This window comes from Streptomyces sp. AA1529 (assembly GCF_000280905.1).
GTDB lineage: Bacteria > Actinomycetota > Actinomycetes > Streptomycetales > Streptomycetaceae > Streptomyces.
Genome location: NZ_ALAP01000048.1, coordinates 113329 through 128700, shown reverse-complemented (window position 1 = coordinate 128700; position 15372 = coordinate 113329). Strand labels below are relative to the sequence as shown.

Annotated in this window: 14 protein-coding genes and 1 tRNA gene; 8 read left to right on the top strand and 7 right to left on the bottom strand. The window is 70.6% G+C overall.

Annotation, left to right across the window (positions count from 1 at the left end; all coding sequences use genetic code 11):
• Window positions 1-19 precede the first annotated feature (19 nt).
• Window positions 20-418, bottom strand: coding sequence for a winged helix-turn-helix transcriptional regulator (locus A949_RS0114765; RefSeq protein ID WP_051019495.1), 399 nt, complete (start codon window positions 416-418; stop codon window positions 20-22).
• 108 nt (window positions 419-526) lie between these two features.
• On the opposite strand from A949_RS0114765, the gene A949_RS0114760 reads away from it, so the two are divergent.
• Complete coding sequence (locus A949_RS0114760) at window positions 527-1183, top strand: FMN-dependent NADH-azoreductase (protein WP_019356787.1); 657 nt, start codon at window positions 527-529, stop codon at window positions 1181-1183.
• 288 nt (window positions 1184-1471) lie between these two features.
• Here the strand turns inward: A949_RS0114760 and A949_RS0114755 are convergent.
• A tRNA-Leu gene (locus A949_RS0114755) sits at window positions 1472-1555 on the bottom strand.
• 435 nt (window positions 1556-1990) lie between these two features.
• Here A949_RS0114755 and A949_RS0114750 point away from each other — a divergent pair.
• From A949_RS0114750 to pknB, 6 genes are all read left to right on the top strand, one after another.
• Window positions 1991-2806, top strand: a complete 816-nt coding sequence (locus A949_RS0114750) for an FhaA domain-containing protein (protein WP_019356786.1) — start codon at window positions 1991-1993, stop codon at window positions 2804-2806.
• Window positions 2807-2816: 10 nt separating this feature from the next.
• Window positions 2817-3326 carry an FHA domain-containing protein FhaB/FipA gene (locus tag A949_RS0114745; RefSeq protein ID WP_019356785.1) on the top strand — a complete coding sequence of 170 codons (510 nt, stop codon included), beginning with the start codon at window positions 2817-2819 and terminating at the stop codon, window positions 3324-3326.
• 21 nt (window positions 3327-3347) lie between these two features.
• On the top strand, window positions 3348-5042 hold the full coding sequence (locus A949_RS0114740; protein WP_019356784.1) for a Stp1/IreP family PP2C-type Ser/Thr phosphatase: 1695 nt from the start codon (window positions 3348-3350) through the stop codon (window positions 5040-5042).
• Window positions 5043-5056: 14 nt separating this feature from the next.
• Entirely contained in the window at window positions 5057-6481 is a 1425-nt protein-coding gene (locus A949_RS0114735; protein WP_026004650.1) for an FtsW/RodA/SpoVE family cell cycle protein, read from the top strand.
• Window positions 6478-7962, top strand: coding sequence for a peptidoglycan D,D-transpeptidase FtsI family protein (locus tag A949_RS0114730; protein ID WP_019356782.1), 1485 nt, complete (start codon window positions 6478-6480; stop codon window positions 7960-7962). Before A949_RS0114735 ends, A949_RS0114730 begins: the two co-directional genes overlap by 4 nt.
• A gap of 180 nt (window positions 7963-8142) precedes the next feature.
• Window positions 8143-10104, top strand: a complete 1962-nt coding sequence (pknB, locus tag A949_RS0114725; protein WP_026004649.1) for a Stk1 family PASTA domain-containing Ser/Thr kinase — start codon at window positions 8143-8145, stop codon at window positions 10102-10104.
• A gap of 272 nt (window positions 10105-10376) precedes the next feature.
• Here pknB and A949_RS36535 read toward each other — a convergent pair whose 3' ends face one another.
• The 5 genes from A949_RS36535 to A949_RS0114700 form a co-directional block, all read right to left on the bottom strand.
• Window positions 10377-11036 carry a class E sortase gene (locus A949_RS36535; protein ID WP_078565442.1) on the bottom strand — a complete coding sequence of 220 codons (660 nt, stop codon included), beginning with the start codon at window positions 11034-11036 and terminating at the stop codon, window positions 10377-10379.
• 416 nt (window positions 11037-11452) lie between these two features.
• Window positions 11453-12823 carry a class E sortase gene (locus tag A949_RS0114715; RefSeq protein ID WP_019356779.1) on the bottom strand — a complete coding sequence of 457 codons (1371 nt, stop codon included), beginning with the start codon at window positions 12821-12823 and terminating at the stop codon, window positions 11453-11455.
• Window positions 12820-13515: an aminodeoxychorismate/anthranilate synthase component II gene (locus A949_RS0114710; RefSeq protein WP_019356778.1), complete on the bottom strand. Its 696-nt coding sequence runs from the start codon at window positions 13513-13515 to the stop codon at window positions 12820-12822. Before A949_RS0114710 ends, A949_RS0114715 begins: the two co-directional genes overlap by 4 nt.
• Window positions 13512-13721 (bottom strand): hypothetical protein, encoded by a 210-nt coding sequence (locus tag A949_RS0114705; RefSeq protein ID WP_019356777.1) that lies wholly within the window; start codon window positions 13719-13721, stop codon window positions 13512-13514. The genes A949_RS0114710 and A949_RS0114705 overlap by 4 nt, the downstream gene beginning before the upstream one ends.
• Window positions 13722-14080: 359 nt before the next feature.
• Window positions 14081-14818: a DUF881 domain-containing protein gene (locus A949_RS0114700; RefSeq protein WP_026004648.1), complete on the bottom strand. Its 738-nt coding sequence runs from the start codon at window positions 14816-14818 to the stop codon at window positions 14081-14083.
• 102 nt (window positions 14819-14920) lie between these two features.
• Here A949_RS0114700 and crgA point away from each other — a divergent pair, with 102 nt between their 5' ends.
• Window positions 14921-15181: a cell division protein CrgA gene (gene crgA / locus A949_RS0114695; protein WP_019356775.1), complete on the top strand. Its 261-nt coding sequence runs from the start codon at window positions 14921-14923 to the stop codon at window positions 15179-15181.
• The last annotated feature ends 191 nt before the right edge of the window (window positions 15182-15372 follow it).

Sequence of the window (15372 nt, the reverse complement as noted above, 5' to 3'; positions counted from 1 at the left end):
CGCGGGGGAGCTGTCCCGCTCAGCGCCGGAAGGCCTCCGGACAGGACCCCGCGGAGGCGGGGAGATGGCCGTCGGCCCAGCGGGTGAGCTCGACCATGGCGGGCTTCAGCGCGTGCCCGGAGTCGGTGAGCCGGTAGCTGACCCGCAGCGGCGGGCCCTCCTCGACGGAGCGGAACACCAGGCCGAGTGTCGCCAGCTCGGTCAGCCGGTCGGAGAGCATCCGCTCGCTGATGCCCGGAACGGCGCGGCGCAGCTCGGCGAAGTGGCCGGGGCCGCTCATCAGGGCGGCCAGGATCAGCCCCGTCCACCGCTTGCCGAGCACGTGGAAGACGCGGGTGACGGCGCTCTCCGGCTCGGTACAGACCGCGGCCGTGGCGCACTCCTGTGACTGATCGCGCACCTCTCCAAGCTCTGACATGGCTCCAGGATACTGCGCCACCGCAAGTGGATGCAGAAAAGTAAGTACCTGTGTTATACCTAGCTACGTCGGAAAGTTCGACAGCTTACGAATCACTAGGAGCTACACATGGCCACCCTCCTGCACCTCGACACCTCCGTCTTCCCCGACGGTGCCTCGGTCTCCCGCTCCGTCACCGCCTCCTTCCGCGAGGCGTGGCAGGCCCAGCACCCGGACGGGCAGGTGATCTACCGCGACCTGAACGCGGCCCCGGTCCCGCACCTGGAGAGCCTCGGCGCCGGCGCGGGCTTCACGGCCCCCGCGGACCGCACCGCCGAGCAGGCCGCCGCCTTCGCGCTGCGCGAGCAGCTGATCGCGGAACTGGAGGCGGCGGACGCCGTGCTGATCGGCGCCCCGATGTACAACTACGCGATCCCCTCGACTCTCAAGGCATGGCTGGACCACGTGATCCTGATGGGGCGCACCACCGCCGCCGAGGCCCGCACGGCCGCCGGGAAGCCCGCCACCGTGGTCGCCAGCCGGGGCGGCGGCTACGGCCCCGGCACCCCGCGCGAGAACTTCGAGTTCGTCCTGCCCTACCTGGAGACGGTGCTGGGCCCCGACGGCTTCGGGCTGGACGTCGAGTTCATCGTGCCGGAGCTCACGCTGGCCGAGACGACGCCGGGCATGGAGCACCTCGTGGAGCCGTCCAGGGCCTCCCGCGCCCGGGCACACGAGGCCGCCGAGAGCCGCGGCAAGGAGCTGGCGGCCCGGCTCGCCGCCTGAGCGACGCCCGCCGGACCGCGCCGGCCGGAGCGCGCCCGCCGGACCGACAGCCGCCCGGCCGACGCCCGCGGGACCAGGCGCCGCGGGCTCGGGGCCGGCCCCGGTCCCGGCCCCGACCCCGAGCCCGGCTCCGGGACCGCGACACGGGCACACCGCGGAAGCACGGGACTCGGCACACGGTGAGACGGAAGCCGCCGAGAGACGGAAGCCGCGGGCCCTCGGCCCCCGCGCATTCCGCAGGACATGACGAAGGCCCCCACCGGAACCCGGTGAGGGCCTTCGTCGCTGTGCGCGAGGGGGGAGTTGAACCCCCACGTCCTTTCGGACACTGGAACCTGAATCCAGCGCGTCTGCCTATTCCGCCACCCGCGCATTGGGTGTTGCCGGCTCGCCCGGTGCGGGCGCCTGCCGACATCCAGAAGATTAGCACGGTGGCGGGGGTGGACTCACATCCGTATTCCACCCGCCACCTCGGAGCCTTCCGCCGGGCACCGTCCGCGGGGCCACCGCACCCGGCCGGACACTCGGTGCGGGACCCAGCGCGGGCGCTCTACTATCCATGCAAGGGTGTAGGGCGGTACCGGCGACTGCGGGCGGGGGCACGCGCGGACCCCTGTGAGGGGCAACACTTGAGCACCGGGCCCCGATGGGGAACCAGTCGTTCCCTCCGCGCGTGGATACGATCAGTAAGCAGTACCGCGGAAGCGTCGTGCCCGAAAGCCGGGGACACTGGGACGGAGACATCGAGACAGGCGCCAGGGACGAAGCGGGCACTAGGCCGGAGAACAGCTGGGAAGGAGGTGCGTCGTGGGAGTACTGAAGCGGTTCGAGCAGCGGCTCGAAGGACTCGTGAACGGCACCTTCGCGAAGGTGTTCAAATCCGAGGTGCAGCCCGTGGAGATCGCGGGCGCCCTCCAGCGCGAGTGCGACAACAACGCAACGATCTGGAATCGCGAGCGCACGGTCGTCCCCAACGACTTCGTCGTGGAACTCAGCCCGCCCGACTACGAGCGGCTCAGCCCCTACTCGGGCCAGCTCGGGGACGAACTCGCCAGCATGGTGCGGGATTACGCCAAACAGCAGCGCTACACGTTCATGGGACCGATCAAGGTCCATCTGGAGAAGGCCGACGATCTCGACACCGGCCTCTACCGGGTGCGCAGCCGCACCCTCGCCTCCAGCACCTCCCAGCAGGCCCCGCAGCACGGCGGCGCGGCCCCGGCCGCGGGCGCCGCCGGCGGCGGATACCCGCCGCGCCCCGCTTCGGCGCCGCCCGTGCCCGCCTCCCCGCCGTCCTACGCGCCGGGCCCCTCCGGCTCGGCCGGGCCGCTGCCGGGCACCGAGACGCGGCGCTGGGTCGAGATCAACGGCAACCGCCACCAGATCTCCGGCCCGACCCTGGTACTCGGCCGCAGCACGGAGGCCGACGTACGGATCGACGACCCCGGAGTCTCCCGCCGGCACTGCGAGATCCGGGCCGGAAACCCCTCCTCGATCCAGGATCTGGGCTCCACGAACGGGATCGTGGTGGACGGACAGCACACCACGCGCGCTACGCTCCGCGACGGCTCACGCGTCGTCGTGGGCAGTACCACGATCATTTACCGGCAAGCCGAAGGGTGAAGCGGGGGCAATGTCAGAGCTGACCCTCACGGTCATGCGGTTGGGGTTTCTCGCCGTACTGTGGCTGTTCGTCATCGTGTCCATCCAGGTCATCAGGAGCGACCTGTTCGGCACCAGGGTGACGCAGCGCACCGCCCGGCGTGCCGAGGCCCAGCGCCCCGCGCAGCGCCCCCAGCCGCAGCAGGCCCCCCAGGGCGGGGGCGGCAGGCGCGGGCGCGGCCGGAACGCCCCCAGCAAACTGGTCGTCACCGAGGGGTCGCTCACCGGCACCACCGTGGCCCTCCAGGGGCAGACCATCACCCTGGGCCGCGCACACGACTCCACGATCGTGCTGGACGACGACTACGCGTCCAGCCGGCATGCCAGGATCTACCCGGATCGTGACGGCAAGTGGATCGTCGAGGACCTCGGGTCGACCAACGGCACGTATCTCGACCGGACCCGGCTCACCACACCGACGCCGATCCCGCTCGAAGCGCCGATCCGTATCGGCAAGACGGTCATCGAGCTGCGGAAGTAGTACCGACATGACGACCGGAGGGTGGGCACCGTGCGGATGTACCCGGAGCCGACGGGCGAGGTGCGCATGAGCCTGTCACTGCACTTCGCCGCCGGATCACACGACGGCATGATCCGCGAGCACAACGAGGACTCGGGCTACGCCGGTCCGCGGCTGCTCGCGGTCGCCGACGGCATGGGCGGCCAGGCCGCCGGAGAGGTCGCCTCCTCCGAGGTGATCTCCGCCATGGTCCAGCTCGACGAGGACATCCCCGGCTCGGACATCCTCACCTCCCTCGGGACGACGGTGCAGCGCGCCAACGACCAGTTGCGCGTCATGGTCGAGGAGGACCCGCAGCTCGAGGGCATGGGCACCACGCTGACCGCGCTGCTGTGGACGGGCCGGCGGCTCGGCCTGGTGCACGTCGGCGACTCGCGCGCCTATCTGCTGCGGGACGGCCAGCTCACCCAGATCACCCAGGACCACACCTGGGTGCAGCGGCTGGTGGACGAGGGCCGGATCACCGAGGAGGAGGCCACCACGCACCCGCAGCGTTCGCTGCTGATGCGGGCCCTGGGCAGCGGCGACCATGTGGAGCCGGACCTCTCGATCCGCGAGGTGCGGGCCGGCGACCGCTACCTGCTGTGCTCGGACGGGCTCTCGGCGGTGGTCTCGCACCAGACCATCGAGGAGACGCTGGCCGGCTACCACGGCCCGCAGGACACCGTTCAGGAGCTGATCCAGCTCGCGCTGCGCGGCGGCGGGCCCGACAACATCACCTGCATCGTCGCCGACGTGCTGGACGTGGACGCCCTCGGCCCCGAGGACACCGTGCACGGCCGGCTCAACGACACCCCGGTCATCGTGGGCGCCGTCGCCGAGAGCCAGCAGGCACCGGGCGGCGACGGCACGGCGCCCAGCACCCCGGCGGCCCGTGCGGCCGAACTCGGACGCGGCGGGGGAGTGCCCCAGCAGAGCGGCTCGGCCGCCCCCGAGGGCTTCGGTCCGCCGAACGCCGACCCGGCCCCGCCGGCCGGCGAGTTCGGCCCCTACACCGACGAGGACTTCGCCAAGCCCGGCAAGCGCAAGGGCCGCTGGCTCAAGCGCTCGCTGTGGATCGCGCTGGCGCTGGCCGTCGCGGGCGGCGGCCTGTACGGCGGCTACCGGTGGACGCAGACGCAGTACTACGTCGGCGCCAACGAGGACCATGTCGCCCTCTTCCGGGGCATCAACCAGGAGTTGGCCGGCGTCAAGCTGCACAAGGTCGACCAGGACCACCCTGAGATCGAACTCAAGTACCTCGCCGGTTTCCAGCGCAAGGAACTCCGCGAGACGATCGCGATGAACAGCCGGGACGAGGCCCGCGCCAAGCTGGACGAGCTGAGCACGCAGTCCGAGGTCTGCAAGATCGTCGCCGAGCGGAAGAAGAACCCCGATTCCGGGGACAAGGACAAGGGCGACAAGGGCGGCAAGGACAAGGACTCCGGCGGGGCGGACGACTCCGAGAAGAAGCGCAAGGACGAGCAGAACGCACCCGGCGACGCGACCACCGGCGGCACCGGCACGGGTACCGCGGGTGTCGGCGAGGCCGGCAGCGGTGTGGGCACCGTCGCACACACCGCCTTCACCTCCGGCTCCACCAACGACACCACTGACGCCGCCTCCAGCACTCCCTCGCCGAGCCCCGAGCTTTCGGAGAAGCAGCAGGAGCTGGCCAAGCAGTGCACCGGGCCGTAGGGGGCGGCACAGGCATGAGCAACCTCACCAACACGGGCAGCAACACCACCGTGTCCTCGGGCGGACTGCCCAGCCGCCGCAACACCGAGCTGGCGATGCTCGTCTTCGCGGTGCTCGTCCCCGTCTTCGCGTACGCCAACGTGGGGCTGGCGATCAACGACGAGCTGCCCTCCGGCATGCTCGGCTACGGCTTCGGGATGGTGCTGCTGGCGGGGGTCGGCCACCTGGTGGTGCGCCGGTACGCGCCGTACGCGGACCCGCTGCTGCTGCCGCTGGCCACGCTGCTCAACGGGCTCGGGCTGGTGCTGATCTGGCGGCTGGACCAGTCCGAGCGGCTGCAGCAGCGCGCCGAGAGCATCTTCGGCGCCTTCAGCCCGGACGCGCCCAAGCAGCTGCTGTACTCCGCGATCGGGCTGGCGCTCTTCGTGGCGATCCTGCTGCTGCTCAAGGACCACCGCGTCCTGCAGCGCTACACCTACATCTCCATGGCCGTCGGCCTGGTGCTGCTGGTGCTTCCGGTGTTCTTCCCGCCGGTCAACGGCGCCCGGATCTGGGTGAAGCTGGGCTTCATCAACCTGCAGCCCGGTGAATTCGTGAAGATCATCATCGCGGTGTTCTTCGCGGGGTACCTGATGGTCAAACGGGACGCGCTGGCCCTGGCGTCCCGCCGCTTCATGGGGCTGTACCTGCCGCGCGGCCGGGACCTCGGCCCGATCCTCGTCATCTGGGCGCTGAGCCTGATGATCCTGGTCTTCGAGACCGACCTGGGCACCTCGCTGCTCTTCTTCGGCCTCTTCGTGATCATGCTGTACGTCGCCACCGAGCGCACCAGCTGGATCGTCTTCGGCCTGCTGCTGTCGGCCGGCGGCGCCACGGTCGTGGCCACATTCGAGCCGCACGTGCAGGACCGCGTCCAGGCGTGGCTGCACCCCTTCGCCAAGGAGACCATCGAGAGCACCGGCAGCGACCAGATCGCCCAGTCGCTGTGGGCCTTCGGCTCGGGCGGGGTGCTCGGCACCGGCTGGGGCCAGGGCAACTCGGACCTGATCGGCTTCGCCGCCAACTCCGACTTCATCCTCGCCACGGTCGGCGAGGAACTCGGGCTGACCGGCATGATGGCGGTCCTGATCATCTACGGGCTGATCGTCGAGCGCGGTGTGCGCATCTCGCTCGCCGCCCGCGACCCGTTCGGCAAGCTGCTCGCCGTCGGCCTCTCCGGCGCCTTCGGGCTCCAGGTCTTCGTCGTCGCGGGCGGCGTGATGGGCCTGATTCCGCTGACCGGTATGACGATGCCGTTCCTGGCCTCCGGCGGCTCCTCGGTGCTCGCCAACTGGGCGCTGATCGGCATCCTGATCAGGATCAGCGACACCGCCCGCCGCCCGGCGCCCGCACCCGCACCGTCACCCGACGCCGAGATGACCCAGGTGGTCCGACCGTGAACAAGCCCCTGCGCCGCATCGCGATCTTCTGCGGTCTGCTGGTCCTGGCCCTGCTCGTACGGACCAACTGGCTCCAGTTCGTGCAGGCGGACGAGCTCAAGACGGACCCGAAGAACCGGCGCGTGGACATCGCGCGCTACGCCCAGCCCCGCGGCAACATCATCGTGGACGGCAAGGCGGTCACCGGCTCGACGGTCGTCAACGGCACCGACTTCAAGTACAAGCGCACCTACAAGAACGGCAAGCTGTGGTCGCCGGTCACGGGGTACGCCTCCCAGCGGATCGGTGCCAACCAGCTGGAGAAGCTCTACGACTCGTTCCTGACGGGCGACGACGACCGGCTGTTCTTCAACCGCACGATCGACATGATCACCGGGAAGTCGCAGAAGGGCGGCAACGTCGTCACGACGCTGAACGCCAAGGCGCAGAAGGCGGCCTACGACGGGCTCGGCGACAAGAAGGGCGCCGTCGCGGCGATCAACCCGAAGACCGGCGCCATCCTCGCGCTGGCCAACAAGCCCTCCTACGACCCCTCCACCTTCGCGGGCATCAGCGGCGAGGACGGGGAGAAGTTCAAGAAGCTGGACGACGACGAGGACCAGCCGATGCTCAACCGGGCGCTGCGGCAGACGTACCCGCCCGGCTCCACCTTCAAGGTCGTCACCGCGGCGGCGGGGCTGGAGAGCGGCGACTACGACCTCGACTCCAAGACGGACTCCGAGGACCCGTACCGGCTGCCGAACTCGTCCACCGACCTGGGCAACGAGGGCAACAACCCGGCGTGCAAGAACGCCTCGATCCGGGTCGCGCTCCAGTGGTCGTGCAACACCGTCTTCGCGAAGATGAGCGACCAGCTGGGCAACGACAAGATGATCGAGGAAGCCGAGAAGTTCGGCTTCGAGAAGGACGTCAAGGGCGGCACGCTGGACCCGGACCTGGACACCCCGGTGCGGCCCGCGAAGAGCATCTACCCGAAGGACAACCGGCCGCAGAACGCGATGGCGGGCATCGGCCAGGCGTCCAACCGCGCCACCCCGCTCCAGATGGCCATGGTCGCCTCGGCCGTGGCCAACGACGGCAAGCTGATGAAGCCCTACATGGTCGATCAGCTCGTCGCACCGAACCTCAACGTGGTCGAGCAGACCAAGCCGAAGGAGCTGAGCCGGCCGGTCTCGTCGGAGAACGCGCAGAAGCTCCAGTCGGCCATGGAGACGGTCGTGGAGAAGGGCACCGGAAAGTCGGGCCAGATCCCCGGCGTCACGGTGGGCGGCAAGACCGGCACCGCGCAGCACGGCGAGAACAACAAGGACAACCCGTACGCGTGGTTCATCTCGTACGCGAAGACCAGTGACGGGTCTCCCGTCGCGGTCGCCGTCGTGGTGGAGAGTTCCGACACACTCCGCAGCGACATCGCGGGCGGCAAGCTGGCGGCCCCGATCGCCAAGGGCGTGATGGAGGCCGTCCTCGACGGCAAGCACTGACACCCGTCGGCGGCATCGGGTGAGGCCGGTCACCACGGCCGCACCGGGCACGCACCCTGTGGCGGGTACCGTATGGCCGAGCAGCACACCGCCGTGTCGCAAGCGTGGGGGCACCTCCCAGCCGGAGGCTGGGGGAACTCCGCGCCCGGTGGCACGGAAGACCGGAGAGGGCTGGAGACTATGGAAGAGCCGCGTCGCCTAGGCGGCCGGTACGAGCTGGGCTCGGTGCTCGGCCGCGGAGGCATGGCCGAGGTCTACGTCGCCCAGGACACCCGGCTGGGCCGCACGGTCGCGGTCAAGACGCTCCGCGTCGACCTCGCCCGCGATCCGTCGTTCCAGGCCCGCTTCCGCCGTGAGGCCCAGTCGGCCGCCTCGCTCAACCACCCGGCGATCGTCGCGGTCTACGACACGGGCGAGGACTACGTCGACGGGGTCTCCATCCCGTACATCGTCATGGAGTACGTGGACGGCTCCACGCTGCGTGAACTGCTGCATTCCGGGCGCAAGCTGCTGCCCGAGCGGTCCATGGAGATGTGCGTGGGCATCCTCCAGGCGCTGGAGTACAGCCACCGCAACGGCATCGTCCACCGCGACATCAAGCCCGCGAACGTCATGCTGACCCGCACCGGCCAGGTGAAGGTCATGGACTTCGGCATCGCGCGCGCCATGGGCGACTCCGGCATGACCATGACGCAGACGGCCGCCGTGATCGGCACGGCGCAGTACCTCTCCCCCGAGCAGGCCAAGGGCGAGACCGTCGACGCCCGCTCCGACCTGTACTCCACCGGCTGCCTGCTGTACGAGCTGCTGACCGTCCGGCCGCCGTTCGTCGGCGACTCCCCGGTCGCCGTCGCCTACCAGCACGTCCGCGAGGAGCCGCAGCCGCCCAGCGCCTTCGACCCCGAGATCGCGCCCGCCATGGACGCGATCGTGATGAAGGCGCTCGTCAAGGACCCGGACTACCGGTACCAGAGCGCGGACGAGATGCGCGCCGACATCGAGGCGTGCCTGGACGGCCAGCCCGTCGCCGCCGCGGCCATGGGCGCGGGCGGCTACCCCGAGGACCAGCCCACCGCGGCGCTGCGCGCCCAGGATCCGCAGACCTCCATGCTGCCGCCGATGCGCTCGGACGACGGCGGCTTCTACGACGAGCAGCGCAGCCGCCGCAAGGGCAAGAACCCGCTCTCGACGATCCTGCTGGCGCTCGCCGTGATCCTGGTGCTGGTCGGCGCGATCTTCGTCGGCAAGGCGCTGCTCGACTCGCCCAGCGACAATATCGACGTGCCCAACGTGACCGGGCTGTCCGCGTCCGAGGCCGAGGAGCAGCTCGGCAACTCCGGGCTGAAGGCGGCCAAGGGCGACAGCGTCTACTGCGACGAGAAGAAGGACACCGTCTGCAAGACGGACCCGGGCATCGGCGAGAGCGTCGAACCCGACAGCACCGTCAGCCTGATCATGTCCAAGGGACCGCGGGACGAGGCGCCCCGCAGCGTGCCCGACGTCACCGGCGACGTCTACGCGGACGCCAAGCAGAAGCTCAGCGAGGCGGGCTTCAAGGTCGCCAAGAAGCAGCAGGAGTCCGAGGACCAGCAGGCCGGGACCGTGCTCAGCCAGGACCCCGGCGTCGGCCAGAAGGCCAAGAAGGGCTCCAAGGTCACGCTGACCGTGGCCACCGAGTCCCGGCCGACCGTGCCCAACGTCGTCGACAAGCCCTTCGACCAGGCCAAGAGCCAGCTCGAAGCGCTCGGCTTCAAGGTCTCCAAGACCGAGCAGGAGAACGGGGACAAGCCGGCCGGCACCGTGCTCAAGCAGGACCCGGGCACCGGCAAGCAGCCGGAGGGCAGCACCGTCACGCTGACCGTCGCCAAGGCCCCCGCCGACCAGCCCGCCACCGTGCCGGACGTCACCAACCAGAAGCTCAAGGACGCCAAGAAGGCGCTCCAGAAAGCCGGCTTCCAGATCGGCGGCGTCCAGGGCCCGCAGGACGGCAAGGCCATCGTCATGACCACCAACCCGCCGCCCAACACCCAGGGCAAGAAGGGCGACAAGGTCACCATCGTGACCCGGCCCGGCGGCCCGGGCGACGGCAACGGCGGTGGCGGGGACGACGGCTTCTTCGGCGGCGGCTGGGGTTCCGACTGACCCGTGCTCCGCACCGGACCGGGCCGGACGGCCCGCCGGACTGCACGGATCCGCTTCGACGGCGGGCGACGACCGCGAGCCGGTGGTACCGGCTCCGGACGGCGCCCGCCGTTCGCATGCGCCGGGATGCGGGGGCGGTTCCCGCAGCCGAGCGCGGTCCGCCGGGCCCGCGGGGCCCGCGGGGCCCGCGGGGCCCGCGAGAGCGGAGATGCCCCTGCGGAGGGAGTGTGTGCCCGCGGAGGGTGCGGGCGGTCGCCGAGGGTGTGCCCGGCTCAGCGGAGCTCGGCCGGGGGCGTGCGGTCCTCGTCGACGTCCTCGGTGCGCACGAGTTCGCCCCACACCACATAGCGGTACTTGGACGTGTAGACGGGCGTGCAGGTGGTGAGGGTGATGTAGCGGCCGCGCTGCTTCTTGCCCGACTCCTTCGGGATCGGGTCCACCACGTCGACGTTGTACTTCGAGGTCTGCGGCAGCGTCGCGAACACCTTGTAGACGAACCAGGTGTTCTTGGTCTCGAAGACGACCGCGTCGCCCTTGTCCACCTTGTCGATGTTGTGGAACTTGGCGCCGTGCCCGTCGCGGTGCGCGGCGAGCGCGAAGTTGCCCGACTGGTCCTGCGGCAGCCCGGACTTGACGGGCTCGGTGTAGTAGCCCGCGATGCCCTGGTTCAGCTCCTTCGGGTCGGTGCCCTTCTTGACCAGGATGTCGTCCGAGGACATCGACGGCACATGCAGGAAGCCGATGCCGTCCCGGGTGTCGAGATCGCCGGGGCCTCGGTCGGCCGCCCAGTGCTCGCGCACCCGGTTGCTCTCCTTCGCGGCCTGCCGGTCGGCGAGCACGTTCGTCCACCACAGCGAGTAGACGACGAACAGGGCGAGCACCAGCCCGGCGGTGATGAGCAGTTCGCCGAACACCGCGACGACCGCCGCCATCGCCCCGCGCCGCGGATGCGCCGCGGGGTCGCTGGGCTCGGCGGGGTCGCTGGGTTCGGCGGAGTTTTCGGGCTCGGCGGGCTTCTCGCTGTCCGCGGACTCGTCGGGTTCCGCGGAGTCATCGCCCTCCGCGGGGTCGCTGGGCTCCGCGGAGTCGTCGGGCTCCGCGGAGTTGCTGGACTCCGCGGGCTTCTCGCTCTCCGCGGGCTTCTCGCTGTCCGCGGACTCCGCGCCCTCCGCGGGGGCGTCCGGCTCCGCGGGGTCGGACTCAGCGGGGTTGTTCGGCTCCGCGGCGGCGGTCTCGTCCGGGTCCGGGGTTTCCGTCGTTCGGGCGGTCTCCCGCTTGCCCTTGCTCACCTGCTGCCGCCTCCGCCGCCGTCTCGCTGGTCGCCACACCGGGCTCCGCCCGCCGGGTGTCAGTCGACGAGCGCGTCCGGCTTGCCCTTGCTGCGCGGACGTTCGTCCACCATTTTGCCCCAGACGATCAGACGGTACTTGGATGTGAATTCCGGTGTGCAGGTGGTGAGCGTGATGTAGCGACCGGCCTCCGAGAAACCGGACTTGGGCGGAACCGGGTCGATCACTCCCGTATCGGACGGCGAGGTGGACGGCAGCTGCCGCGTCACCTTGTACGTGTAGTACTTCGACCGGGTCTCGACCACGACCTCGTCGCCCGCCTGCAACTTGTTGATGTAGCGGAACGGTTCACCGTGGGTGTTGCGGTGCCCCGCGAGGGCGAAGTTGCCCTTCTCGTCCCAGGGCATGGCGGTCTTGAGGGGCTTCTTGTCGTAGTGCCCGACCATGCCCTTGTCCAGCACCTTCTCCTTGGAGACGCCCTGGGCGACGGGCCGGGTGATGTCGAGCTTCGGGATATGGATGATCGCGAAGCCCTCGCCGGGCTTGAAGGCACCGGCTTTGCGTTCGGGGTCGACACCGTTCTCGGGATCGCGGTCGTCCCACTGCTGCTGGAGCTTGTCGGTGGCACCGTTCGCCTGCTGGTCGGCACGGACGTTGGTCCACCACAGCTGGTAGGCGACGAACAGCAGCATCAGCACACCGCAGGTGATGAACACCTCGCCGATGGCCCGGCTGGCGATGATGCCGGGGCCCGGCCGCAGCGCGCGGGCGGCCCTGCGGGCCTCCAACCGGGTCGGCCCGGGCGGGCGTTCCGTGCGCGACCGGGGAGGGAACTCCTCGGCGCGCGGCCGCCGCAGCCCCACCGTGCTGCGGTCGTCCCGTTCCTGCTGCCCTCCGCCGTCGTACCGGCCGCTCTCCGGCCCCGCATTCGGTGCGGGCCCCCGGACGAACCGCGGCTCGGGCTCGGTCGCCGGCGCCTGCTGCCCCGGCGGCCGCTGCCCCCCGGACGGCTGCGGCCGCTGCGGGGGCTGCGGCCGCTGCGGCTGTGCGGGCCCCGTGTACGGCTCGTACGGTGCTGCCGCGTACCAGGCGGCCTCCTGGCCCGCGTCGGCCGCGTACGGGCTTCCAGCCGCCGTCTGCGGCCCCGGCGGCTGCTGTGCCGCCCCGTGGCGTGCCCGCGGCCCGGACGGCCCCGGGGTCCCGGACGACGGCGAGGACCCCGACGGCGGCGGCTCCGGCCGCGCGTGCGGGTGACGCTCCGGCTGCGAGCCGGACGGCTCCGGCTCCGGCGGACGCTGGCCCGGGAGCGGGTCGTTGAGCGGGTCCGCGAGGGCGTCGACAGCCGCGCGGTAGCGGTCGTACTCGGGGTCGTTCCCGGACCCGTACCGGTGGCTGTCCGCCTCCTCGCCACCGCGATGGCCCGGCGTCACCCGGTGACCGTCCCCAGACCGGCGCCGCGCGGCACCTCCAGCCCCGCGGAGCGCTCCACGGCGCCGGTGTCCCCGCAGCGCACCAGCCAGTTGGCCAGCATCCGGTGGCCGCCTTCGGTGAGGACCGACTCGGGGTGGAACTGGACGCCCTCGACGGGCAGCTCCCGGTGGCGCAGCCCCATCACCAGACCGGCTCCGTCGGCGCCGCCCTCCCGGGCGGGGGCGGCATCCGCGCCGCCCGGCGCCGTCCAGGCCGTGAGCTCCAGCGCGTCCGGGAGCGCGCCCCGGACGGCCAGCGAGTGGTAGCGGGTCGCGGTGAAGGGCGAGGGCAGTCCGGCGAACACGCCCGCGCCCTCGTGCGAGACGACGGAGGTCTTCCCGTGCAGCAGCTCGGGGGCCCGGCCGACGACACCGCCGTAGGCGACCGCCATCGACTGCATGCCCAGGCAGACCCCGAAGACGGGGATCCCGCGGGCCGCGCAGTGCCGCACCATGCCGATGCAGACCCCGGCCTCCTCGGGTGCGCCCGGTCCGGGGGAGAGGAGTACGCCGTCGAAGCCCGCCTCGGCGTGCTCCGGCTCGACCTCGTCGTTGCGGACCACCTCGCAGGTGGCGCCGAGCTGGTAGAGGTACTGGACGAGGTTGAAGACGAAGCTGTCGTAGTTGTCCACGACCAGGATCCGGGCGCTCACGGCGTGCCTCCCGCGACCGCGCCCGCGATCCCGGCGGCCCGGCCGGCCGCACCGTCCACGGTCACGTCGTTGAAGGGCAGCAGCGGCTCCGCCCACGGGAAGACGTACTGGAACAGCAGAAAGACGGCCCCGGTCACCAACACCGCCGAAATCAGTGCGCGTACATACACGTTGCCCGGCAGATGCCGCCAGATCCAGCCGTACATCCCGCGATGCCGTCCTCTCTCCTCCCGCGCCCGTCGGGCACGCATGCCGTTCGGCCCACCCAAGAGTACGGCGTCAGGGTACGGCCTCAGCGCGCGAGCACGGCCGGCTTCCCCGCGCCGGCCGGCCGGTGGCGTCCAGCCGCGGCCGGGCGATCAGCCGGTGGCTGCTGCCCCGCTCCGGATCGCAGGTGGTGAGGGTGAGACGGCGGCCGGGGCGGTCGAAGGGGGCGGGGGATCGTCGTCGCCGCGGACGGCTGTGCCGCGGACCTGTTCGGCGTGGACCTTCCGCGTGGACCTGTTCCGTGTGGACCCGTTCCGCGGGGGCGGGCTCGCCCCGGACGGGCCCGGTGCGGGCACGCTCACCGCACGGGCTCGGCCTGCTGGAGATCCACCGTGCCGGAGTAGCCGGGAAGAGTCATCGCCTTGTGCTCGTCGACTTTCCAGCCGAGTCCGTAGGCGTCCACGTACTCGAGGTAGTTGCGGATCGCGGGAGCCTCGTCGAGCGCGGTGCGCAGCTTCTCCCGGTCCCCGACGGCGCTGACCTCGTAGGGCGGGGAGTAGACGCGGCCCTGGAGAATGAGGGTGTTGCCGACGCAGCGTACGGCGCTGGTGGAGATGAGCCGCTGGTCCATCACCTTGATGCCCTTGGCGCCGCCCTGCCACAGGGCGTTGACGACCGCCTGCAGGTCCTGCTGGTGGATGACCAGGTCGTTGGGCTCGGGGTCGGGGAGGCCGGGCACTTTGGCCGTGGCATTGCTGGGGGCGTCGTCCAGGGTGACGGTCAGCCCCTGGCCGGACAGCTTCTTGAGCCCCGCGCGCTGCTCCAGGTCGTCGAGCCTGCGGTCCTGGTCGCGGGTGCTGCCGTCGTCGCGGCGGGCCAGCTTGTCGACCTGGCGGCGGAGCCCGGCCGCCTGGCGGTCCAGCTCCGCATTTTGCCTGCTGCGCTCCTGGATGAGGTCGGAGAGCCGCAGCATCGAACTGTCGCTGCGGATGTTCGTCCCTTGCGCTGTGTTGAAGCTGAGCCAGAAGATGAGGCCCGCGAGGGCGAAGACACCTATGGCAGCCAGCCGTGCAGGCCGGATCAACGATCTGGTCACCGTACCCTTGTCTCCCTCCGCCCTGGGAAAGCACTACGCTAACGGACCACCGTCCCTATGGGCCGTACGGCGGTCAGCAGAGCATCGACAGGAGAGTCTCTCGTGCCGAAGTCACGTATCCGAAAGAAAGCGGACTTCACGCCCCCGCCGGAGAAGAAGGCCACCAGCATCGACCTGCGTGGTGGCGGACGCCGCTGGGTGGCGCCGCTGATGCTGGCGCTGTTCGGCATCGGCCTCGCCTGGATCGTGGTGTTCTACGTCACCAACAACTCGCTTCCGGTCGAGTCGCTGGGCAACTGGAACATCGTGGTCGGCTTCGGCTTCATCGCGACCGGCTTCGTCGTCTCCACCCAGTGGAAATAAGAGTTATCCACAAGCTGATCCACAGCCTTGGATAACTCACAAGATCTGTGGATAACTTTCTGGGTGTTGACGCCGATGTGACTGCGCGGGCGGCAGGAAGAGCCCAGGTCGGCCCTGCAATAGCAAGGGATGCGCACACCTGAGCGAAGACGCCCTCGGGTGGACCACACCGTGCACAAGATTCCGCACCC